The following is a 22,513-nucleotide window of genomic DNA, read 5'->3' on the forward strand; positions in this document are numbered from 1 at the left end:
GATTGAAGTGAAGGCTGTGGCGACACAATCCGGCACAATTGTCATTGCTGAATTGGAACCCAAGAAACTGGAGTATGGACATGTCAGAATTCGAACGGAATATTCAGCAATCAGTCCGGGCACGGAGCTGAGTATGGTGAACTGTTCATCGGAGTCGCGGATCCTATTGGGATATAGTGCAGTTGGCATCGTTGAGCAGGTAGGGGATGGTGTGAGCTGTGATTTGGTTGGGCAGCGGGTGGCCTGCTATGGAGCGCCGTACGTATGTCATGCGGAGTGGCTGACTGTTCCCACGAATTTGATCGCACTTGTGCCGGATAAGGTAGATCCGAAGGAAGCCGCGTTCGGGGGGTTAGGTGCTATTGCGGTGCATGCGCTGCGTGTAGCTGACTTACGATTCGGGGAATCTGCCGTCATCGTCGGCCTCGGGACATTAGGCAATTTGATCGCGCAGATCGCTCATGCTGCCGCCTATCGAACGGTTGCACTGGATACAGACGCCCGCAGGGCAGAGATGCTCAGACAGCACGGGTTAGACCAAGTGTATGCGGATCAAAGGCTAATGGAACTGGAATTGTCTGAAGTGGTTGGAGAGGCGGGAGCAGATGCCGTATTGCTCTGTGTGAGTGGATCGGGTGAGGCAGTGACGAACAGTGCGCTGACATGGATTCGAGATCGGGGGAAGGTGGTCATTGTTGGCGATCTGTCGATGGACTATTCCAGAGAGCTTATGTTCCAGAAGGAGGCTCAAGTTCTCATTTCAAGGGCAGGAGGACCCGGTCGGTATGACAAGCAATATGAGCAGGAGAATCGAGATTACCCGATCGGTCATGTGCGTTGGACGGAGGGGAGAAATCTCGAAGCCTACATACGGCTGCTCGCTGATGGACGCATTTCGATGAAGAAATTGATCACCCATGTGTATCCGGTAGCAAGAGCCGAGGAGGCTTACGATAATTACAGGGAACGTAGAGACGTGGTTGCGACCTTGCTTCAATACGGGCATGAGACGTAATACTTCCGTCTATATATACTTGTATTCTTGTAAGTACATATGAGCCGTACGACGAATCCATGATTTGTGATGTACGGCTTTTTCTGTTGAGAGAAAGGCAATTCTATAATAGACTAGTATGGGAAAATGAGCCATTGATTCTCTCTGTGGTTACTGGACTGATGTATCAATACATCCAGATTGCCTACTAATCTCGACTGTATGATGTTAGTGATTTGAATTGCGAGTAGTCGTTAATGGGGGAGATGGTCTTATGGATATGAATGAAGTGAAAGAGATTGCAAGAAAGACAATGAGCAAGCGAAAATCTCATCTCAGTCGAGAACGCGGATTCATTTACTATCATGGTCAACGTGTGGCGAATCTAGCCATGCATTTGCGGAAGAGTCTCTTTCCGAACGAATCGACAATGGATGACATCATCTATGCGGGCGCCTTGTTCCATGACGTAACGAAAGGGATTGAGCCGCATCATCTTACTGGAGCCGAACTTGTGCATACCTTGCTGAACGGCGCATGTTCAGCAGAGGAACACGCAGGTATTTCAGAAATTATCAGACACCATAATACGCGGAAGCAAGCTGATTCTCCTGAATTGCCTTATTATATGAAGCTGGTTCAGGATGCAGATATACTGGATCATTTCGGTTCCATGGAGATATGGTTGAAATTCGTATACAGCGGGAATAACGAAGAAAATGTATTCGACGCCATTCAATTGTGGGATAGTGAGAACTATGCCGAGTATGTAGCTAGCTCGCGAGAAGCGCTGAACTATGAATTGTCCAAAGATATTTACGATCAGAAGATGATCTTCGCCGAGCAATTCCAAGCGCGATTTCGTGCAGAATGTAATGGTGAGATCTTGTTGCATCATCGATGACGTAATGCCCGCACTGCTTGCTATCCCGAAGCAATGCGGGCACGGGTGTTGAGGTTGCATCTAAGCCTACTCTCTTTGGGGATAGGCTATTTATGTTTGGGGTCAGGTATAGTTGCTAATTATAGTTTGCCTCCCCGTAATGCGTCGGTGCGTCGATTTACCCGCTTGCGAAGCAGATTCAACATGGCTTTCTTAAACCGACTCTTCGTATTGTTGTATGCCGCGAAGAATTCATCTGGGTTATCGTAGTAGCCTAAATCCTCCGTAATCGAGAAGTTCTGAATATAGGTGCTGTCGCCACGCCAGCATAAGTTGATGTTCTTCACGTCTTTCACTGCTATACCGTATCCGATATGACCATCGTTGTAGCTGCACAGTCTATCTTTTACTTGATGAAGGTACATATCATCGATAATGACTCCTTCAAGTGCGAGCCATTTGCCTTGGAAATGAACTTCTGTCCAGGCATGAACGATATTGCGGGGAGCGAATGTATAGATGATGCCAGTCAATGCTCCTTTTTGCATTTTCTTATCGATATAGAAGCCGTGAATGCGGCAAGGGATGCCGACTCCACGCAGCAAGGCCATTAGCAGGATGCTCTTCGTATTGCACTGGCCATATCCATCTGCTAATACCTCCGAAGCGGGAATATCGTCGCCACGGTTGTAACCGAACTTGATCTGGTTGCGCACATAATCGTATATATCACGAATCTTATCGTACTCTTTAGCCTCTTTCCAGGATCGCTCTATGATAAGCTTCTGAATCGATGGATGGTTGTAATCAACTAATGCCGTTGCTTCTAAATAGGTTGTCATGGTCATTCCTCCTTCCCCTTCAACTATAAAGGAGAGGAGGAATTCATACTTTCAAATATCTGCTATGTTGAACAATTGTACGAGCAGTCATGCCAAGTTTGTCTCGAACGGTCTTAGAGAAGTGGGAAGGGCTATTAAAGCCCGCTTCCATTGCTGCGTCTGTTAAAGATTTTCCGCTAAAGACAGCATGGAATGCGTGTTCTAATTTATGATGAACGATATAGCTGGCGAGTGATATGCCGATCTTGTCTTTGAATAGATGAGATAGTCTGCTCTCGGACAGAAATACTTTCTTACTGAGTGTTTTTACAGTCAATTGAGGGAGAGAAATGCTCTCTAGTGCTTGCATGATGTGATGAACTCGTGCGTCAAGAATAGGCGGCAGATTGTCATCCGTCATTTTCAATATGTGCTTGCACTTGTTCCAAATCTGGTCGTATTCCATTGCTTGCTGTAGCGAAAATAAATGCTGGATTGCAAGCTGCTGCAGTTCCTCGATTTGATTGCTTGTTAGAATATAAATCGGTGAGTGCTGTAAGTAGGTTCTCTTCAGATGCTCACCGAATGCAGATTCAGGGTTGATGAGCATATACCATTGCCACTGTCCATGGCCTTGCAGTTCATGAACGATGTTAGAATGCAAGATTAAGCCGGAAGCTTGATAGGCGACTCCGTCTACCGTTATCGCTACATCTTCTTCAAGGCCGATCGTAATCTGAATATAGTTATGGCTGTGATTGTCCGCATCTACTTTGTTCGTGAGAAAAGATACATGATCAGAGCCAAAATAGACGATTAGATCGTAGGGGCTCATGATTGCAGACATCTTGCTTACTCCTCCTTTGCGCGACTTCATCGGTTGACCAATGGAACATTGGTTCGAATTATACCTACCGGAACGGTTGAAGTAAAGGGAGGGACTCGCAGAAAGAATGGTATTTTTGTAGCGTTTCTTGCTTTGACAGGTTCTATTGGGGTGGATAATAATAGATATCAAGAGGTATTGTGGAAGCAATTGTGGAGCATGTTCTTAAGATTTATGACAACGAACGGAGTGGAAGTCTATGGACAGTCGTGTTCAAATTAAAGAGATAGAGCAGTTGGATGGAGAAGTGCTTCAAGGGCTATCAACGTTGTTATTGGACGTCGTGAATGATGGTGCATCAATAGGATTCCTCCCTCCACTGGATCGCAAGATGGCTGACGATTATTGGGCAGCGGTATTGCAGCCGGAGGTGCGCCTGTGGGTTGCGCTAGTTGATAATCAGGTGTGCGGTACAATCCAGCTTCATCTCGCTCAAAAGCCAAATGCTCTTCATCGTGCGGAAGTGGCGAAGTTGATGGTGCACCCTTCCCAGCGCAGAATGGGAATTGCCAAGGGGGTGTTGCGAGTTGTGGAAGATTGCGCGCATCATGAAGAACGAAGCCTGCTGGTGCTTGATACGAGAGAAGGAGATCCTTCCAACTTGTTGTACCAATCGAATGGGTATGTGGAAGCTGGACGGATTCCGGAATTCGCCAAGTCCGCAGATGGAAGCTACCACACAACTGTTATTTATTATAAGAAGCTCTAATGATAACTTTGGAATGATATAGAGGGAGTGGGATACAATGACCGAGCGAGTTCGTGTAACTACAGGATCGCCTTGGGAGCCGTTGGTAGGCTATTGCCGAGCGATACGAGTTGGCAATCAAGTCGAGGTTGCGGGTACAACAGCGATGCGCGATGGTAAAGTGGTCGGCGAAAATGACGCTTACGCTCAAACTACATATATTCTGCAGGTAATTTCTGATGCGCTTCACGAAGTGGGGGCCAACATGTCCGATGTTGTTCGAACAAGAATGTTCGTCACAGACATAACCAAATGGGAAGAGATCGGCAGAGCTCACGGTGAATTTTTCCGTGACATTTGCCCGGTAGCTACCATGGTAGAAGTCAAGGCCCTAATTGATCCTGCCCTGCTCGTTGAAATCGAAGTACAGGCGATTTTGACGGGTAAGGTTGTATAGACCGAGTGTACTTGATAGGAATTCCATGCAAATCATTGATCTGATATCAAATCAAGCGGAACATATAGAGCCCCTCTATCCTTCAATTAGCCTAATATAGGCAATCATGGTTCCATGGAAGTCAGCGAGCATAATTGATCCTTTTTTGGATTCGGAACATATAGCTTCGACCGTATCAAAAATTCATCATCGCATTACCGCAACTCGAATTAGGATAAGGAAAAATTAGAGAGAGTATGGGGTGTACGTGTGAATCTACCATGGGTCATATTTTTTATTGTTTGGATGACAATTTTCTTTCTGACAGAATACTCTCTATTATTGGGTGTATTATTTGGCAGTGTATCAAGCATCTATGTTATATACCGTTATTTTAGCGATAAGAAAGAACGCGAGGCGGAAAGGCAGAAAATGATTGCCGATGCGACAAGCTATGAAGAAGACTACGAAGATAACGAGGAAGAGGAATATGAGGACGATGGGGAAGAAGAAAGTGCGGATGGTGATGAAGAGGACGAATTGCTCGAAGATGCAGCCATAATTGTAGCGGAAGTTGGATACGCGTCAACGGCTCTCCTTCAATCAAAATTAAATATAGGAGCACAGAGAGCTCGGCTCATTCAGGAGCAGCTAGAGGCGACGCAAATTGTTGGCCCGCCATCAGCAAGTGATAGACGGCAAGCGCTCTTAACCCCAGATGGAGTAACTGCACTTATCAAAGAGGTGTATTCCAATGAGGAGGACTTGACTGAAGAAGAACAGGCTGAAGCGGACCGAAATATAGAAGCCCTTTTGCAGGAGCTTCATGAGTTAACGGGTCTTGATGCGATGCATCAGAACATTCAGCGCCTCGTTCGACTAATCCAGAGGCTTAATAATCGCTATGATTTGGGACAAGACATTTATTATCCGAGAATTCATATGATATTCGCTACGGAACCGGGTACTTGGGAGATGAGGGCTGCTGATCTCATTTCTTCTCTCTTTCACGAACTGTTCTACTTGTCTGAACGAACGGTAACTGAGGTGAATTATAAACAGTTAATTGATCCGTACCGCCGAAGACGCTCACAGTCTACGCTCGATATTGTTGAACAGGCACGCGGAGGCGTACTTGTAATACAAGATGCCTACAAGCTGCTTGAAGACGATCGAACCGGACAGGGGCGGGAAGCGCTAGATATGTTATTTTGTTGTTTGGAAAATGAGACTGAAGAAGATGATGAAATTCTCGTCATTTTAACGGGAGCGCCAGCGAAAATGCACCGCTTCTTGGAGGAACATATTGAAATAGGACTTTATTTCACAAGTGTGTATGCGCTCAACATTGAGGTTCCATCCGCTAGTCGGACGACTTCTCCATCAGTAGAGAAGCGGAAGGAGTCAACATCGCTGAGCGATACTGAGCAGTCAGGCAATCACACAGCAGAAATGCATTCCAATATGAAGAGTAGCGAGATATCGAATGCTGATGAATCCCAGCAAACTGATAAATTTCAACAGCCAGATGAATCGCTGCAGGGACGAACATTATCAGCAAATCCAAACTACTCTAAGGCACAATCAGATCAAACGGGGGAAGCAAGATTCGATTTACAAGGTAGTTTGAATGAATTCCTATCCAGTGGAGTACTTGGCGAATATGCAGAATCGCTACGCCAACTTGTCCATCGGTTGTCACAATATCAAGAAGGGAAGGCAAAAGGATTGTACGTCGATATGCCTCCCATGTGTCTTGCAGTTATGGGCGGTATCGAGCCTGCTAGGGTACAGGTAATTGAACTCTTGTCTCAGGTGTATAAGAAGTGCGGCATTCTATCATGGGGGCAAATCGTACCTGTATCAATAGAGAATATGGAGGATCAGGATCCAAGTTCCATAAGCAGTAACGTAATATCGAATCTCCAACATGCGAAGAATGGTATGCTTGTGCTGCGGGTTCCAACACAAGATAGAAATCGTACAGATGCAGACAAGGTGCGTGCATTAACGGAGTCTCTGGTGAAAGCTACGGATCGCTATTCCTCCGAAACCGTAATCATCATCGAAGGGGATGCCAACGATGTTGCCGTCTTTTTGAAAAACAGCTCAGTACTACGGATGCGTTTCTCAGAAATCATTCAATTACCAAGTTTGTCGGAAATCGGCTCTTAACCATGTGATGCACCATATTGGATTAGCGTAAGATGAGGACTGGGTGTCATTCTATTTTCTGCAAATAGAACAGGGGGAATGTAGCGCATGGGGATTGTTGTCGTTATCATTATTGCAGGTATTGGTTTATATATTTGGTACCATCTGATTCAATCTGCCATTGAACAGTCGAAGATGGCCCAACATATCAAAGAAATTCGAGATTTGTTGGTTGAACTGCATAAGGATAAGATACAGACCCAGACGCAAGTACAAGAAACCCCTGATTCTGTTCAGCCAAGCCATGATACTGAATGTTGTCCGGCCTGCGGCATACGGGTAAGTATGGATGATACTGTATGTCCTGAATGTGGGTTGACCCTGGCGAATACGGAGAATTAGGAGCGTGAAGATGAAAAGCTGGAGTCGTAAGTCAATGCTCGTCGATCTTGGTTTGATTGGGCTATGTGTTGTATTGTTTATCGTTTATGGAAGAACTTTCGAAGTCGCCTTCGCGTGTTCGCTTAGCTTCCTGTATATTCTGTTGCGTAAAATAGACTTTCAAAAGTATAAATGGTTGCGGAATCTATTCTTGATCTGTGTGTCCATAGGTTTAATGCTGTTCGTTGTAGTGGAATCGCTCATTATATCCGAGATGGGGACAGATGATCGTAATCAGGCACAAGTCGATTATGTAATTGTTCTAGGTTCAGGATTAAGAGGCACGAAGCTCTCAACAACGCTGCAAGATAGACTTGATGCAAGCTTGCCTTATATTCGAGCCAACCCTCAAGTTCCCGTAATTGTATCGGGAGGTCAGGGGCCAGGTGAAGATATACCTGAAGCAAGTGCAATGGAAGATTATTTAATACAGAATGGGATACCTAAGGAACGCATACTTGCTGAACGGAAGTCAACCTCAACGAAGGAGAATCTAGTCTATTCACAGACTCTGCTTCGAGAACAAGGTGCATTAGGCAACAAGTTAATGATTGTCACAAGTGATTTCCACATGTATCGCTCGAAGATGCTCGCCAGGAAGATTGGGTTTGAGCCGTACGGAATATCAAGCAGTTCCCCTAATCATCTGAAACCAACGAATATGATTCGTGAATTTTTAGCGATGGTGAAGGCGGTTCTATTTTGAATAAGAAAGCGGTAAGGGAGATTCCTCATGCACAAGTGCTCGGGGATCTCCCTATTTGTGTATGCTAGGGAACGATGTTAAGATACGATAGCCATTTTCGTATAAGATTGTATACCAAATCTGCAACTACAATCCCTGCCGCCACATCCATAAATACATGCTGCTTCACAAACAATGTCGATATTATGATTGCCCATGAGAGGATGAGGACAATGGCTCGTAAATAGGGGAAGCGATGCTGTGAATCTGGGTCGGATACAGCCTTAATCATGAGATAGGATGTGAAGACATGAATGCTTGGGAAGCAGTTGAATGGCGCATCTGTTTGATACACAAGCTGTACAAGAGCTGTCAGCAATCCAGGCTCTCCTATTTCAGGACGTGGTACAGTCGTTTGATATACTGCATAGACCATATAACAGATGACCAGTCCGGCACAGAGGGAGAGCAGCGTTCGATAGTACACATTTCTTTGCTTCCTGAAGAACAGCACAAGTACGGTGAAAATATAGGGATACCAAATCACGTAGGGAATGATAAATGCAGGGATAAAAGGGATTTCCTGATCCAAATCAGTCGATAGGTCATGAACGATCGTATTCCCATGATTTAATAACCCGTAACAGATGTTAAGCACCGGGATTGCTAATAGCCACAGCAGGGGAATATATGCCGAGAGCTTTCGATTCATCTTCGCTCATCCTTTCTTTTACGAACTTGAACTCATCGTAAATCATAAAACTATAGACGAACCGCATGAAAAGCTGAAGAATGTATGAAGAACGGATGAGAACAATACAGATTTTCTTTTTGTGATGAATAAGGGTTGTAAATACGGGGATATCGTAGTAAACTTTGATTATTGTTTCAAGCGTAACAATATTGGCGGTCTCATTTTAGATGTCAATTTCATTTTCACACCCATATCGTTACATATGTAACAATAAATCGAGCATTAAATTACGAAATGAGCAATATCAGAGCTCTGATGAGGAGGAAAGCGAATGCAATCAAATTCTAAGCTAATTTTATACGTAGTATGTCTAAGCACGTTCTTCGCATCACTGATGCAAAACATCTATTCTCCGATTATTCCGTTGTTACGAGACAGCTTTCATGTGTCGCTATCGATGGTGAACGCATCGGTCTCTATTTTCATTTTTATCGTTGCGATCATGCAAATTGGATGTGGGGCACTCATTGATGTGAAGGGAGCAAGGTTTATATTAATGCCTAGCATTGCTATATCGATTGCTGCTAGTATCGGCTGCGCAGTGACGAAGGATTTTACTTGGTTTCTCGTATTTCGCGCATTGCAAGCTGTAGGGGCAGCATCGATTCCGTTAATTGCAGCTACCACCATTGGGAAGCTATACCAAGGAGCGGAGCGGGGCAGTGCAATGGGGACTTATCAGATGCTAATGTCAATTGCTCCCGCAGTTGCCCCCGTGCTTGGCGGATGGATAGGAGGGAAATATAATTATCCCGGCATCTTCTGGTTCCTCACTGGCGTGTCGCTATTATTGCTGCTTGGGAATGGATTATACTTTCCGAAGGATCAGAGGAATCGGTCAGCTTCCATAAATATTCGCAGGATGATCGTTCAATATGGTATTGTGTTACGAAGCCAAGTCGGGAGAGGAATTCTTATGATTAGCTTCTTGTATTTCTTCCTGTACTTCGCACTCATCGTATATTTGCCTGCGCTTCTGACCGATCAATATCACATGAGCTTGACGATTGTCGGCTTGCTCTACCTTCCTATGGCGGTCAGTATGATACTGGGAACTGTGGTATACAAATCAATTTTAGCTAAAATCGATCAACGTCGTTTACTGCTCTACAGTAATCTAATGGCAGCATGCAGCATTCTTATATTTGCTCTGACTGAATCGTACTCTTTAGTAGGGCTGTCAATTGGTTTGTTCTTGTACGGCACAGCAGGTGGGTTGATTGCGCCTCTCTATTCAACCATGATTAGCAGCGAGTTCGAAGAACAGAGAGCAAGTGCATTAGGTTTGTACAATCTGATCCGCTATGTTGGGATGTCGGCCGGGCCGCTTATTTGTGGTCTGATTATCGTGAACTTTGGTTCAAGCATGACATTTGCTGCCTTCGGCGTACTGTTTGTCGTGCTCTCGATATGGATGGTGAAACGGGTATCTACCCAACATGTTGCCCAACCAGTTGCCAAAGAAATATAACGAATGCTTCCGTCTCTGTTGATTTGTATGTATAATTATGGGATGTGAAACTGATTGTTACATTCTGTTCGCTTTATATGGACATCATGACCTGGCTTTGTTACGAGACCGGGTTATTTGTCTATTCCGCCTGATAATAAGACTGATACAGGGGAGCTGAGTCGATTGCATCGTACATATGATTTACAACCACGCCTTGATTTGTCTCATACAACAGGCCTGTTGTATGCCATGATCGAATATAATCGGGGAAAGATTGTAAGGAAAGTGGAAGGGTTGACCCAAGCATCAATCGATTATACAGGGGAACATAATGAACATAATAGCATTTCGCAAATTATTCGCCACTTGTGTGTAGTGGATCTTCATTGGGTCTACCGCTTGCAAGGCTTATCTTTTCCGGAAGATCCAATTCTGAAGTTAGGCCCTATGTATGATGAAAAAGGGAGGTTACCTCATATAAAGGGAATATCATTGTCCGTATTGCTTAGTGAGTATGCATTGGTTCATGAGATGCTGTTTGAATAATGCAAGTGTATCAATGATGATGAACTTCATCAAACAGTGCCTTTCGAGAATGGGCATGAAGCCACTATTCGCTGGGGGATATGGCATATTGCTGATCATAGCAGACATCATTTTGCAAATATTGTATTCATGAAGAAGCTCTACGAGCGGGAAGTTTTACATCGTGACCATACATGAGAGAACCCCGAACAAAAGAGAGGGAGGGGAGAATGTTGGTGAAGCCGGGGCCAATTTATTTGGGGGCGACATTTGTTGGTATCGTTTTGATATCCATGCATCACTTAGGACGTTCCTTCGGAGATGAGATCTTTCTCTTTCTTGGTCTATCGCCGTGGGTACAAATGGATGGTGGGAGTTGGCATCCGCCTGTTATTTTTGGTATCCTTTTATTAATTGTTGGAATTCGGGGTGCAGCTCGCTCTTATGATCATCCAAAACTAGCAAAACGGCTGATTATCGGGTGTATTTTGTTTGCGATGGCATCCCCTACGGTTAGCAAAGGTGTGATGTTCACCGTGAAATATTTCGCATCGGGGATATCTTCGTTAGACTACACAAAGGAGGGCAGCAGCTGCTCGACTGTGCAATATTCTGAAGATGTGAAGCAGCTGACCACTATTTGCACATTTACCGTATATAATTACGGTGAAGAAACAAATGTCCGCATTCGTCCCATACGATTGATGAATGACGAATCTATTGAGTTTGATTTTCAAAGTGTAGAGCTGATCCCTCATCAGAAAAATAGTGTGACCGCGGAATACCGTGTCTATGCGAGAGATTCTACAGCTTTTTACAGCGGGAGATCGAACGAGATTGGAGCGGAATTGGAGTTGTTTGGTGAAACTAAAAGTGATAAATAAGAAAGGAACCGAACTATGTGGAAAACGTTGAAGCAGTGGATTCCAAGTGTAATTGTCGCAGTCTGTCTGTCATTATTCATTAAAGCATATGTCGCGGAAGCGATGAGTGTCCCGACTGGCTCGATGATCCCGACGATAGAGAAGAAGGATCACTTGATCGTTGAGAAAATGATGTGGTTAACCGATCTAAAGCATGGGGATATTGTTGTATTTTATCCGCCAGTTGCGGAAGACCGGTATGTGAAACGGCTTATCGGCTTGCCGGGAGATCGTATTGAAGTAAAGAATGGACAGCTGTATCGGAATGATGTTCCAGTCGAGGAACCATACATTCTGGAAAAGATGAACTATTCCTATGGGCCGATTACGGTACCACAGGATCATTATTTTTTCCTTGGAGATAACCGGAACAACAGCAACGATTCCCATCTTTGGGATAAGCCGTTCGTGAGCACAGACGAAATAATTGGCAAGGTGCTGGCTGTTGTACCGACACATATTTTTAGCCAATAGGCGTCGCCTTTTATCCATTCATACAAGTAGAAGCTATAAGACCTCACCTGTGATTACCTGTTATTAATCAAGGGTGGGGTCTTTTAATGCAAGGTATGACCCTCGATATGTATTTGGAACCTCTGTTGCAGAACATCAATATTTTCCATAGCTATTCAAGCATAGATGGGAGGGTTGAGATTGGCTTTGGTAGCGGGGAAAAGAAAACCCTCTGTATGCTGAGCCTATTAGCTCGCAACAGAGGGTGTGTACATGGCAAGTTAAATAAGTAATTCTAAGTCTCGATTCACTTATGCTTGATTTGCAGTATTGCGAATATGCTTCTTGCGGCCGATCTGAATAAGCGTCAAGAAGAATGCTGCCAATACACCGCTTCCAAGCAGCATCAGGAAGCAGCCGTTCCAGCCGGAGGATTCAACGATAAATCCAACGAGTGCGCTTGCAGTCAAGTTACCGAACAAGTAAGCGAACAAACCAGTCAAACCAACCGTTGTACCTACAGCGAACTTCGGAACGAAGTCGATTGCGCTAAGGCCAATCAAGAACTGTGGTACATAGATGAGACAGCCGATAATGGATACGGCGATCGTAATTACCAGCACGTCCGAAGACTGCCAATATACGAGCGTAGCCAACAAGACTCCGACCATGCTGATGATACAGAGCGGCATCCGGTTGCCTTTGAACAACTTGTCGCTAAGGATACCGACTACGAGCGAGCTTACAATTGCCGCCCATTCGAATACAGCAAATGCAACATGAGATTGCGATTGTGTGAAGCCTTTTTCTTCCGTCAAGTATAATGGTACCCAGTTCAAGACACCGAAGCGAATGAAGTAAACGAATACGTTCGACAAGCACAGGAACCAGATAAATTTGTTTTTAAGTACGTATTTAAACAAGATTTCTTTCAAGGACAGCTTGTCGCCGTCTGGATTGCGTTCTACATCATCATAATCGTTGCGATATTCGTCGATTGGCGGAAGGCCGATCGATTGTGGCGTATCCTTACCGGAGAACCATACGAATACGGCGATAACCATGGCCATAATCGAGGGAACGACGAAAATTGCGGATTGCCAGTAAGCATTGCCGAGAACCCCTAATGCAACACCGACGATTGGTGCAATAAGACCTCCGCCGATATTATGGGATGTATTCCAGATTCCCATATAAGTACCGCGCTCTTTCTTCGAGAACCAGTTCGCCAGGGTGATACTGCAAGGAGGAGCACCCATGCCTTGGAACATCCCGTTCACGATAAGAAGCATGAAAATGAGACCGAACGTGGAAGAAGAGCCCATGATAAGGTTAATAATGGCAGACAAGAACAAACCAACAGCGATAAAGCGCTGTGTATGGGCTTTATCTGCCAAGTTCCCCATGAAGAACTTGCTTATCCCGTAAGTGACGGCGAGTGCCGAGCTCAACAGACCAATTTGAGAAGTGGTAAACCCGAGCTCACTCTTTAAATAAGGTGTGGATAACGTAAAGTTGCTACGTACTAAGTAGTAGCCTGCATAACCGATAGAAATACCGATCAATGTACGAATCCGGAAGATTCGGTACAATTTCGCGATCATGTGCTCCGGCAATCGTGGTATGGCGGGAGCTTTTTTCAACCAAGCAAACATTCTTCATTCTCCTTGACCTTTTGTGTCTGCACGCAAGTTGTTCCATTGATTCAAAATCTGTTCATGTCTGCGTAGTGAGCTGTGTACGGGAAGTACAGCTGAATTCGAAATATCCTGTTCGTTCTGATGAACGGTAGGAGTACCGAACGATACTTGTTCCAGAACAGCTGCTGCCTCTTGGGACAAGCTGTAATTAATGAACCAGTCCGCAGCGGTCTCATTAGGTGCATTCCGAATTTTAGAGATCCCGTTCACAGATAAGCTCGTATCCTTCGGAACACTGCTAACAAGATCGAATCCTGCATCGCGCAGCTTGCGCTGATCTCCGAGGAAATTGATACCGATTACATACTCGCCTGAACTAACGTATTGAGCTGGCATGTAACCGTTCACTGTGAGAAGCCCAACATTGCGGGTAAGACCTTTGAGAAAGGCCGTTGTTCTCTGCTCGCCCCATGCCTCGTATAAGGAGGAAAGGAATGTATATGCCGTTCCGGAGTAATTCGGATCGGGCATAACGATCTTCCCTTGGTAAGCAGGAAGAAGAAGATCTTCCCACTTCTTAGGCATCGTTAAGCCTAATGGCGCAAATTCCTTATTCCAACGGTCACGATTGACAGCAATAGACAATTGTTCAATCTCATATCCTGCCCAATACCCGTCTTCATCCTTGAAGGAGCTAGGAATCGCAGCGAGATTCGAGCTGCGAATAGGGGAGGAGAGCTTCTCCTGTTTCATTGTCAAATGCGCGTCAATCGTTCCGCCGATGACGAGATCCGCTTGCGGTTTGGCAGATTCCTGTGTAACACGCCGCAATATTTCTTCTGTGGACAAACGAATGTACTCATACGTACAACCTGTTCGTTGACAGAATGAGGATAGCAATGCGCTACCAACTTCCTCACGAGCAGCGACGTATGCAACGATATGGCGCCCATTTAATTGGGGCACACCTTGCTCATCTACGGTGATCGTATTTTGATCTTTGGTACAGCCTGCCTGCGTGAATAGGCAGATAAATAATAGAAGGTAAAGGAATCGTGTCATTTTATTGTGCCCCTATGTTCTTCCCATGAAGTAGTGACCCCAATTTTGTCCGCAAATAGATTGAATTGCCGTTGTCATCCCCCATGTATTCCATGACGACGTAATCGGCGTATACGACCATATGCAGCAGATTGTTGCGGTCATTCAGCATCTCATTATCCTGTTTGAAAGCGGTAATATAAGCGAGCGGCTTTTGCTTGCGCAGCAGCAGCAGCTGTTTCATCTCTACCGGATCCTTAATTTCAGATGCCTGACTTATCTGAGATACCAAGTAACCCTTTTCATCATCTTGCAGACTTTCCTGTATACCATCTATACGATAGGTAAGCTCTTTGGAAGAGCGGATAAATTCCGCATAATGTTCTGGCGTATAGAACAGACTTAACAGCTGCGTCTGCATAGCAGACAGCATTGGAGTCTCATGTCCTGGGCCGTAAGACCATTTGCCAAGGGTTAAGGTATTTTCGAGCGAGAAGGTCTGCTCACTTCCGTTCAAATAGCGAATTCGACCGGAGAACATGGCATGTCCTTCATCTCTCGCAGTCATTATCTGCTTCGGTTCATACTGCTGCTTAATGCGATCCACATAGGATACAAATGCATGCAAACTTACCTCGTCATTGACCTGGAGAGTTCCCCATTTCCCATGAAAGATAGTTGCCTGCACAGGAAGGGAATCGCTTACTTTTTGCAGTACTTCATGCTTATCATAGATAAGGCCGACTTCTTGATAGACTTGTTCATTCAAGTAATAGCCGGCGATCATCAGCACCAGAATGACACCTCCAAATAGGAAGGCATTCCTTAACATCTTATTCATCCTTCATTATTCTCCTTGGACAGAATAAACGACTATCATTTCATAATCGCCTCGTAATTGTTTCGTAAATGTATTATTTCGTGAAAATCGGCAGCGGATGTGAATCAAGTGCTGCTGGTGAACGAAAATCCAGCGTAACGATAGTTCCGATTCCCTCCTCGGAATGGATAGACATCGAGCCGCCTTGTCTTGTCATTAGCTGTTTGCAGATGAGCAGACCGAACCCGTTGCCTCCGCTGGAGCAACGAAGGGAATCATCTGCTGATGCGATCCTGAATCTCTCAATTAGTGAGTGACTAAGTCCGATACCATCATCTTGGAATGTAATGGATACTGTCTGCTCACTGGTGCGCTGTTGAATGATGAGTTCAGACGCATCGCTATATTTGATTGCATTATCAAGCAGATTCAACAAGATTTGCTTTGTCTTATCCGGGTCGGCTACGACCATTGTGGAGATTAGCTGATTCGTAAGCTTAATCTGATATTTATCTAATCGTGGCTGAACAATATAGACAGCCTCATTTGCAATGGTTGCGATATCACATATGGTAGGTGACACCGAGAATGGGCTGTCGCTATATTTCGACTGAGACAGCAGTTCCTCTACTAGGGTAAGCATTCGTTCGCTTTCGACGGAAATATGGCGCAGGCTCGTCTCAACATCCTTACTGTCCTTCAACCGCGGAATTAAATTCGAATACCCCATAATTGCAGTCAGCGGAGTCTTCAACTCATGGGTGACCCGATCGAGGAAATCACGCTGCTTGTCCTTCTCACGACTTAATTGCTGTACATGAAGCTCGATTGCATCGGCCATAGCATGGAAGGAATGGGCTAGTTGGCTGATCTCTTCATAGGCGCTTAATTCGATGCGTGTACTATAATTGCCGCTTGCCAGCTTCTTCGCCATATCTCGCAGCTGCTCGATAGGCTTGCTCAATGATTTCGCGAAGCGATTCGCAATAAGCACAGCAACGGCAAGAATGAGAAGGAATGTAATCGCAAAGGTCGCATTCATTCGATTCAGTAATTGAGCCTCTTCTTCCAAGGGTTGAAGAAAACGAATCAAGCCGATGACTTGATTATCCACATAGATAGGACTAGAGAACAGGAGCAGCGGCGAAGGAGAAGCTTTTTGAATCATATAGGACTTGGTGCCATGCAAAGCTTGCTCCGTATCTTGATTTACATAAGACAGCGATCCGCGTTCCGTATCCGAAAGGACATGCTGCTGTGCATTCATGATCTGTACCCGGACACCCATCCGTTTGGACAAATAAGAGGCAATGAGCGTTGCTCCTTTTTGAAGCGTTTCTTTTGGTTCGCCCTGCTGCTCGCGTTCCACATAATTGATCGTATAGATCTGGGCCTCGATGCTGAGCTTCTGCAAGGAATGAACGGCTGATTGATAAATATTATTCTGCAGTGAGATGTCAAGCACAATATAAAGAAACAACATAACGGGTATGAAAAGGGCGAGTAGTGCCAAATAGATTCGTTTCTGTAAGGTCATCGGTTGTCCACCTTGTAATCATCATAGCCAACTGTGTCAGCAATCAATTTTATAGCCAACTCCATAAATGGTTTTGATACGATCACCTTCATTGCCGAGCTTTTTGCGAAGGCGCTGAATCATAATATCAACGGCTCTCGTATTTTCTGGATAGTCGAGCTTCCACACTTTCATGAGAAGATCGTCACGTGTAAATATGCGCTGCTTGTTCGAAATGAGCAGCAGAAGCAAATCATATTCACGATAAGTTAATATTAGTTCCTTGTCATTGACGTGGATGGATCGCTTCTCTGAATCTACCCGGAACGGGCCACATTGAATAAGGCAGCCATTGCTGTCATTTACTTGAACTGGCTTGTTCAATCTGCGTTCGATAACTTTAATTCGAAGCAGCAGCTCCGTGCTATGGAAGGGCTTGACAAGGTAATCATCTGCTCCTAATTGTAGTCCGAGCAGCTTGTCATTAATTTGTCCTTTGGCAGTAAGCATGATAATCGGAATATCCGCGTTGCTAGCGCGGAACTCGCGAAGCAGCTGATAGCCGTCTGTATCAGGCAGCATCACATCGAGAATAATGAGGTCGATATGCTCTTTCTGCCACTGCTCATTGGCTTCGCGGCCGTTAGCGGCGGTATGTACTTGATATCCTTCGATCTCCAAATTAAGTCGAATGAGATTCAAGATACTCTCTTCGTCATCGACAACTAGAATATTCATCGTGTTCTCCTCGTTGATAGGAATAATAGTGCTTTTTTATAAAAAACAGCCTTGGAAAAGGCTACTGCAGAGATCCTGAATGAACCACACCCATAACTGTACACGATAAGCGATGCAAGCATGCGTGGTAATGTTTGCTAAATATACAAAATTAATTGGTTCATTAGTCCTATAAAAAGCAACTTATCGCCTAGAAGATATTTAAAATTTATCAGTAATATAGTATGATTGTCGCATAAATACGGTTGCTTTTGAAATGATGGCAAGTGCCTATCAACAAAGGGAAAGAAGGTGTCTGAAAATGGGGCATGTCCATCATATTCATGGGACATATGATTTGTTTCTCGTTATCGTTTCTTATTTAATTGCTGTAACTGCATCCTACTCTGCATTGGATCTTGCCGGGAGAATCAGTATGAGCAAAGGAAACAGAAGGTTAATCTGGCTAATATGCGGGGCAACATCAATGGGATTAGGCATCTGGTCCATGCATTTTGTGGGGATGTTATCCATGTCGCTGCCGGTGAAAGTTACATACGACATCGACTATGTAGTTATCTCCGTAATCCTTGCGATATTCGTCTCAAGTATCTCTCTCTTTACCGTAGCGAGGAAGAAGATCGGTATTGGCGAGCTTATCCTATCAGGCATATTGATGGCGCTTGGAATATCTGGCATGCATTATGTTGGCATGGATGCGATGATGATTGGGATTACCTATGATACAGCAATTGTGATTTTGTCGATTGCAATCGCGGTGACTGCTTCTGCGATCGCTCTGTGGCTTCTGTTCTATTTCCGCAAGGATCAAGCAGGAAGCGGAACATGGTACAAGCTGGGAAGTGCGTTGATCATGGGCGCTGGCATTGCAGGCATGCATTATACAGGTATGATTGCAGCTCATTTCTACATTGATCCGAACATTAATCGGAGATCTGCCTTATTGATCGATCCGGCAGTGCTCGCTTACATTATTGCCTGTGCGACATTCTTGTTACTGGGCATGACCTTATTCGGCGTATTTATCACCAGACGTCTGTCCCAGAAAGATTATGTGATTCAAGAACATGCTGGTTGGTACCGGACATTGTATGAGAACAATGTGGATGGAATCATATCCGTAGATACGAACGGACAAATCATTAGCATAAATCCTGCGGTCATTCGGATGATTGGCGGGCAAGCGGAAGAATACATAAACCAAAATATATCTAATATTGAAGCGATCGTTGCCGATGATTTAACTGAAAGAGCCCGCAAGTTGTACGATATTGCGATTGAAAACAAAACACATAGCTATGATACGGCAGTTATTGCGAAGGATGGGCGTCGGTTAGAGCTGAAGGTAATTATCGTACCGGTGGAGATTGAAGGTAAACTGGCAGGCAATCATGTTATCGCTCGGGACATAACGGAAGAGAAGAAAGCGAAGGAACAGATTAAGCATCTGGCCTATCATGATGATCTGACCGGATTGCCGAATCGTCGCATGTTCAACGAGATTCTGACACAGCTCATCAAGGATTGTGAACGGGAGGGTGGATACTTCGGCGTAATGGCCCTGGATATTGACAGGTTCAAGTTAATTAATGACTCGCTTGGACATACATACGGCGATATATTCCTGAAGGCTGTAAGCGATCGAATTATCTCCAGCGTAGAAGGGTATGAAGCAACGATCTCACGGCTCGGAGGCGATGAATTCATTGTACTCTGCCGTACGAATCCGGCTGGAACTGATTGTGAGAAATTGGCCACGCGAATCGTCGAGGAGATGCGGCAGCCATTCCGGCTGAAGGATAATGATTTCTACATTTCAACAAGTGTCGGCACGGCTATCTATCCGAAGGACAGCACAGATCCGGTTGAATTGATTAAGAAGGCCGATGCAGCTATGTACGAGGTGAAGAAACACGGCAAGAACGGTCATCAATTCTACACTTCAGATCTCGATGTTGGCTTGCTAGGTAAGATCGAGCTAGAAGGCGACTTGCGCAAGGCAGTACAGCGGGGAGAGCTAGTCCTGCATTATCAGCCTCAAATCAGTACGGAAGAGAACAAAATGATCGGCGTCGAAGCGCTCGTGAGATGGAACCATCCGACGCGAGGCCTGTTAATGCCAGGCGCCTTCATTCCATTAGCTGAAGAGACAGGAATGATTAGTGAAATCGGCAATTGGGTCATTCGGGAGGCATGCCGTCAGATGAAGGAATGGCATGATGCGGGAGGTCCGCTTATTCCTGTATCTGTCAACCTGTCAACACAGCAGTTCCATCATTCGAATCTCACCGAGCAAGTGAAGCTGGTACTGCACGAAACAGGTCTGCCCTCGCAATATTTGGAACTCGAAATCACGGAGAGCATGATGATGGATGCGGGGATATCCACGACCATTCTGCATGAACTCAATAAGCTTGGCATTCGTATTAGCTTGGATGACTTCGGTACAGGATATAGTTCTCTCAGCTACTTGAAGACGTTCCCGATACATAAGCTGAAGATTGATAGATCCTTCATTACGGATATATCCAGCAACGAGAATGATAAAGCGATCGTTGCAACCATTATTTCCATGGCGCAGCATTTGAAGCTGAATGTGATTGCAGAAGGAATTGAGACGAAGGAGCAGTTGGATATTCTGACTGAGAAGGAATGTCGTGAAATTCAAGGCTATTACTTCAGTAAGCCGCTGCCTGCAGCAGATGTAGAGAGTTCCTTTTTTGTACCGCTGCGAAATGAAGATACGGTATGAACATAAATGTAGAATAATTTTCGGTTAAATAAATGATCATGAAGACATATGAAATTGGTGTCTTCATAGTCACAATGAATTATAATGCTTTAACTTTAATAGCATTTTTTGATTATTTTTCAATGAAGAAGAATCGTGCCAAAATTCCGGTAATTGGGATAATGGTATTTCATTTTCGAATTATGGAAATGAATGGAGCTAATTCCTGTGACTTAAGTCACGATAATGGTTCTTTCCTCATGAAATTATTATCCCGTATGTAGTGCTGGTTCGAAAGCGCGTCTATAGGTATGTGGAACCTTTGCAGAGCGTGAAGTTATGGGTAAGATGTGGTCGGGACAACTAATGAATGTATGCTCATATTGTCCTGTACATTTTCACCTATAAGTGACATGATGACACGGAAGGAGACAGTACGAATGACGAAGAGAAGCGAATGGAGCACAAATGTTAAAACGCTTATCCTTTCATGCGGGATAGTTGTATTAGGTGCCGCAGCAGCAGGCGGTTATGCTGGTACAGCATACGCACATGGTTATATGGAAGGACCGACAAGCCGGGCGCTGCTGTGCAAGCAAGGAGAAAATAAAAACTGCGGTTCTATTCAATATGAGCCGCAGAGTGTAGAAGCAAAAGGCAATTTCCCAGTAGGCGGTCCGAAGGACGGAGAAATTACAGGCGGTGGGATCTTCCCCGAGCTGTTCGAGCAATCGGCAGATCGATGGACGAAGGTTACCCTGCATGGCGGCAAAAACACGATGTCTTGGCATCTAACTGCTCCTCACAGCACGAAGGAATGGAAATACTACATTACGAAAAAAGGCTGGAATCCAAACGAGCCGTTGAAGCGCTCGGACTTGGAACTGTTCGCATCGTTCCAAGATGGCGGTAAAAAACCACAGACCAAAGTATCTCATGAGGTAACCATTCCAACAGACCGCAGTGGTTATCATATTATATTGGGTGTCTGGGAAATTGCGGACACAGGTAATGCATTCTATCAGGTCGTGGATGTGAACTTGGTGAACAATGGCGAGGTTCAGCCTCCAACGGTTCCATCTAATCTCGAATCGAAAATCCAAACGGCTGCAAGTATTGAGCTAGGCTGGGCAGCATCAAATGCTTCAAATGGCATTAAGCAGTATGAAATTTACCGTGATGGCAAACTCGTTGGCACATCTGTGACTCCATCCTATGTAGATAAAGGGTTAACTGCTTCCACCTCGTATGTGTATACGGTAGTCGCAGTTGACGGGGCTAATAATCGTTCAGCGGCAAGCAGCCCGCTTACTGTGACAACGAAGGCGGCTGTTGTGGATACAGAAGCTCCATCCGTTCCGACCAACGTAAGAGCGCCTCATACGATGACTACAGGTGTTCATCTCGTATGGGATGCATCCAAGGATAATGTTGGGGTGGCCCAATACGAAGTTTTCCGCAATGGTACGTTTGTCGGTACAGCAGTGGAGCCATCCTTCATGGATCAAGGGCTGAAGTCCGGCACGACTTATACTTACACTGTAGTGGCTGTAGATGAAGCGGGCAACCGATCTGCGGCGAGCAATGCGGTTCAAGTGACTACGAAGTCGGATGAGCAGACATCGACGACATGGGACAGCACGAAAGTATATGTGAGCGGCGATCGCGTCACTTATCAAGGTCTGGATTATGAAGCAAAATGGTGGACACAAGGCGATAAGCCAGGCTCTTCTGATGTATGGAAGCTGCTGAGCGATGTGGCACAAGAGTGGAATTCTTCAACCGCCTATGATGGACAAGCTAAGGTGACATATGAAGGCGCCACGTACCAAGCGAAGTGGTGGACAAAAGGCGAGACGCCAGGAAAAACAGATGTGTGGAAGCTTGTAAAATAAATGCATAGTTGAATACAACCCGAAAAAGCCGTTCTC

21 protein-coding genes are annotated in these 22,513 nt (G+C 45.0%); 13 read left to right on the forward strand and 8 right to left on the reverse strand.

Annotated features, from left to right (window positions below; genetic code table 11):
* Positions 1-7: 7 nt before the first annotated feature.
* Both BLS15_RS23270 and BLS15_RS23275 read left to right on the forward strand, forming a co-directional pair.
* Positions 8-1,015, forward strand: coding sequence for a zinc-dependent alcohol dehydrogenase (locus tag BLS15_RS23270; RefSeq protein ID WP_021255159.1), 1,008 nt, complete (start codon positions 8-10; stop codon positions 1,013-1,015).
* A 253-nt stretch (positions 1,016-1,268) separates the two neighbouring features.
* Positions 1,269-1,898: an HD domain-containing protein gene (locus BLS15_RS23275; protein ID WP_028531578.1), complete on the forward strand. Its 630-nt coding sequence runs from the start codon at positions 1,269-1,271 to the stop codon at positions 1,896-1,898.
* A 119-nt stretch (positions 1,899-2,017) separates the two neighbouring features.
* Here BLS15_RS23275 and BLS15_RS23280 read toward each other — a convergent pair whose 3' ends face one another.
* Positions 2,018-2,719, reverse strand: coding sequence for a transglutaminase-like domain-containing protein (locus BLS15_RS23280; RefSeq protein ID WP_028531577.1), 702 nt, complete (start codon positions 2,717-2,719; stop codon positions 2,018-2,020).
* A 43-nt stretch (positions 2,720-2,762) separates the two neighbouring features.
* Positions 2,763-3,545 (reverse strand): helix-turn-helix domain-containing protein, encoded by a 783-nt coding sequence (locus BLS15_RS23285; RefSeq protein WP_090513944.1) that lies wholly within the window; start codon positions 3,543-3,545, stop codon positions 2,763-2,765.
* Positions 3,546-3,783: 238 nt separating this feature from the next.
* Here BLS15_RS23285 and BLS15_RS23290 point away from each other — a divergent pair, with 238 nt between their 5' ends.
* The 5 genes from BLS15_RS23290 to BLS15_RS23310 all read left to right on the forward strand — a co-directional run bounded on the left by BLS15_RS23290 (position 3,784) and on the right by BLS15_RS23310 (position 8,009).
* Positions 3,784-4,293: a GNAT family N-acetyltransferase gene (locus BLS15_RS23290; protein WP_090513947.1), complete on the forward strand. Its 510-nt coding sequence runs from the start codon at positions 3,784-3,786 to the stop codon at positions 4,291-4,293.
* Between the two features lie 37 nt (positions 4,294-4,330).
* Positions 4,331-4,729 carry a RidA family protein gene (locus BLS15_RS23295; protein WP_021255154.1) on the forward strand — a complete coding sequence of 133 codons (399 nt, stop codon included), beginning with the start codon at positions 4,331-4,333 and terminating at the stop codon, positions 4,727-4,729.
* Between the two features lie 249 nt (positions 4,730-4,978).
* Entirely contained in the window at positions 4,979-6,883 is a 1,905-nt protein-coding gene (locus BLS15_RS23300; RefSeq protein WP_090513950.1) for a DNA translocase FtsK, read from the forward strand.
* A gap of 87 nt (positions 6,884-6,970) precedes the next feature.
* Positions 6,971-7,264, forward strand: coding sequence for a hypothetical protein (locus BLS15_RS23305; protein ID WP_028531575.1), 294 nt, complete (start codon positions 6,971-6,973; stop codon positions 7,262-7,264).
* Between the two features lie 10 nt (positions 7,265-7,274).
* A complete protein-coding gene (locus BLS15_RS23310; protein WP_036591752.1) occupies positions 7,275-8,009 on the forward strand; it encodes a YdcF family protein in 735 nt (244 codons plus the stop codon).
* A 64-nt stretch (positions 8,010-8,073) separates the two neighbouring features.
* Here the strand turns inward: BLS15_RS23310 and BLS15_RS23315 are convergent, their stop codons facing one another.
* Positions 8,074-8,700: a phosphatase PAP2 family protein gene (locus BLS15_RS23315; protein ID WP_036666691.1), complete on the reverse strand. Its 627-nt coding sequence runs from the start codon at positions 8,698-8,700 to the stop codon at positions 8,074-8,076.
* A gap of 313 nt (positions 8,701-9,013) precedes the next feature.
* On the opposite strand from BLS15_RS23315, the gene BLS15_RS23320 reads away from it, so the two are divergent.
* The 4 genes from BLS15_RS23320 (at position 9,014) to lepB (ending at position 12,117) form a co-directional block, all read left to right on the forward strand.
* A complete protein-coding gene (locus BLS15_RS23320; protein WP_090513953.1) occupies positions 9,014-10,213 on the forward strand; it encodes an MFS transporter in 1,200 nt (399 codons plus the stop codon).
* A gap of 165 nt (positions 10,214-10,378) precedes the next feature.
* Positions 10,379-10,741 carry a DUF664 domain-containing protein gene (locus tag BLS15_RS23325; RefSeq protein ID WP_139170716.1) on the forward strand — a complete coding sequence of 121 codons (363 nt, stop codon included), beginning with the start codon at positions 10,379-10,381 and terminating at the stop codon, positions 10,739-10,741.
* A 209-nt stretch (positions 10,742-10,950) separates the two neighbouring features.
* Complete coding sequence (locus BLS15_RS23330; RefSeq protein ID WP_028531571.1) at positions 10,951-11,604, forward strand: hypothetical protein; 654 nt, start codon at positions 10,951-10,953, stop codon at positions 11,602-11,604.
* 15 nt (positions 11,605-11,619) lie between these two features.
* On the forward strand, positions 11,620-12,117 hold the full coding sequence (lepB, locus tag BLS15_RS23335) for a signal peptidase I (protein ID WP_028531570.1): 498 nt from the start codon (positions 11,620-11,622) through the stop codon (positions 12,115-12,117).
* A gap of 290 nt (positions 12,118-12,407) precedes the next feature.
* Here the strand turns inward: lepB and BLS15_RS23345 are convergent, their stop codons facing one another.
* From BLS15_RS23345 to BLS15_RS23365, 5 genes are all read right to left on the reverse strand, one after another.
* The gene (locus tag BLS15_RS23345) at positions 12,408-13,751 is read right to left on the reverse strand and encodes an MFS transporter (protein WP_021255145.1); all 1,344 of its coding nucleotides are present in this window, start codon (positions 13,749-13,751) and stop codon (positions 12,408-12,410) included.
* Positions 13,752-13,754: 3 nt separating this feature from the next.
* Entirely contained in the window at positions 13,755-14,798 is a 1,044-nt protein-coding gene (locus BLS15_RS23350) for an ABC transporter substrate-binding protein (protein ID WP_021255144.1), read from the reverse strand.
* 1 nt (position 14,799) lies between these two features.
* Positions 14,800-15,618 (reverse strand): DUF3919 family protein, encoded by an 819-nt coding sequence (locus BLS15_RS23355; protein WP_021255143.1) that lies wholly within the window; start codon positions 15,616-15,618, stop codon positions 14,800-14,802.
* 73 nt (positions 15,619-15,691) lie between these two features.
* A complete protein-coding gene (locus BLS15_RS23360) occupies positions 15,692-17,134 on the reverse strand; it encodes a sensor histidine kinase (protein ID WP_021255142.1) in 1,443 nt (480 codons plus the stop codon).
* A 36-nt stretch (positions 17,135-17,170) separates the two neighbouring features.
* Positions 17,171-17,851 carry a response regulator transcription factor gene (locus tag BLS15_RS23365; protein ID WP_021255141.1) on the reverse strand — a complete coding sequence of 227 codons (681 nt, stop codon included), beginning with the start codon at positions 17,849-17,851 and terminating at the stop codon, positions 17,171-17,173.
* Positions 17,852-18,152: 301 nt separating this feature from the next.
* Here BLS15_RS23365 and BLS15_RS23370 point away from each other — a divergent pair, with 301 nt between their 5' ends.
* Complete coding sequence (locus tag BLS15_RS23370) at positions 18,153-20,603, forward strand: EAL domain-containing protein (RefSeq protein WP_090513959.1); 2,451 nt, start codon at positions 18,153-18,155, stop codon at positions 20,601-20,603.
* Positions 20,604-21,022: 419 nt separating this feature from the next.
* Complete coding sequence (locus BLS15_RS23375; RefSeq protein WP_090513962.1) at positions 21,023-22,477, forward strand: lytic polysaccharide monooxygenase; 1,455 nt, start codon at positions 21,023-21,025, stop codon at positions 22,475-22,477.
* The last annotated feature ends 36 nt before the right edge of the window (positions 22,478-22,513 follow it).

It is taken from the genome of Paenibacillus sp. cl6col (genome assembly GCF_900102125.1).
Classification (GTDB): domain Bacteria; phylum Bacillota; class Bacilli; order Paenibacillales; family Paenibacillaceae; genus Paenibacillus_B; species Paenibacillus_B suaedae.

What these genes read in the sequence shown, in the direction of transcription:
- lepB (WP_028531570.1), top strand. Translation starts at nt 11,620, where the DNA reads ATGTGGAAAACGTTGAAGCAGTGGATTCCAAGTGTAATTGTCGCAGTC.
- BLS15_RS23280 (WP_028531577.1), bottom strand. Translation starts at nt 2,719, where the DNA reads ATGACAACCTATTTAGAAGCAACGGCATTAGTTGATTACAACCATCCA.
- BLS15_RS23365 (WP_021255141.1), bottom strand. Translation starts at nt 17,851, where the DNA reads ATGAATATTCTAGTTGTCGATGACGAAGAGAGTATCTTGAATCTCATT.
- BLS15_RS23305 (WP_028531575.1), top strand. Translation starts at nt 6,971, where the DNA reads ATGGGGATTGTTGTCGTTATCATTATTGCAGGTATTGGTTTATATATT.
- BLS15_RS23315 (WP_036666691.1), bottom strand. Translation starts at nt 8,700, where the DNA reads ATGAATCGAAAGCTCTCGGCATATATTCCCCTGCTGTGGCTATTAGCA.
- BLS15_RS23375 (WP_090513962.1), top strand. Translation starts at nt 21,023, where the DNA reads ATGACGAAGAGAAGCGAATGGAGCACAAATGTTAAAACGCTTATCCTT.
- BLS15_RS23355 (WP_021255143.1), bottom strand. Translation starts at nt 15,618, where the DNA reads ATGAATAAGATGTTAAGGAATGCCTTCCTATTTGGAGGTGTCATTCTG.
- BLS15_RS23310 (WP_036591752.1), top strand. Translation starts at nt 7,275, where the DNA reads ATGAAAAGCTGGAGTCGTAAGTCAATGCTCGTCGATCTTGGTTTGATT.
- BLS15_RS23295 (WP_021255154.1), top strand. Translation starts at nt 4,331, where the DNA reads ATGACCGAGCGAGTTCGTGTAACTACAGGATCGCCTTGGGAGCCGTTG.
- BLS15_RS23320 (WP_090513953.1), top strand. Translation starts at nt 9,014, where the DNA reads ATGCAATCAAATTCTAAGCTAATTTTATACGTAGTATGTCTAAGCACG.
- BLS15_RS23285 (WP_090513944.1), bottom strand. Translation starts at nt 3,545, where the DNA reads ATGTCTGCAATCATGAGCCCCTACGATCTAATCGTCTATTTTGGCTCT.
- BLS15_RS23370 (WP_090513959.1), top strand. Translation starts at nt 18,153, where the DNA reads ATGGGGCATGTCCATCATATTCATGGGACATATGATTTGTTTCTCGTT.
- BLS15_RS23350 (WP_021255144.1), bottom strand. Translation starts at nt 14,798, where the DNA reads ATGACACGATTCCTTTACCTTCTATTATTTATCTGCCTATTCACGCAG.
- BLS15_RS23360 (WP_021255142.1), bottom strand. Translation starts at nt 17,134, where the DNA reads ATGACCTTACAGAAACGAATCTATTTGGCACTACTCGCCCTTTTCATA.
- BLS15_RS23345 (WP_021255145.1), bottom strand. Translation starts at nt 13,751, where the DNA reads ATGTTTGCTTGGTTGAAAAAAGCTCCCGCCATACCACGATTGCCGGAG.
- BLS15_RS23330 (WP_028531571.1), top strand. Translation starts at nt 10,951, where the DNA reads ATGTTGGTGAAGCCGGGGCCAATTTATTTGGGGGCGACATTTGTTGGT.
- BLS15_RS23275 (WP_028531578.1), top strand. Translation starts at nt 1,269, where the DNA reads ATGGATATGAATGAAGTGAAAGAGATTGCAAGAAAGACAATGAGCAAG.
- BLS15_RS23290 (WP_090513947.1), top strand. Translation starts at nt 3,784, where the DNA reads ATGGACAGTCGTGTTCAAATTAAAGAGATAGAGCAGTTGGATGGAGAA.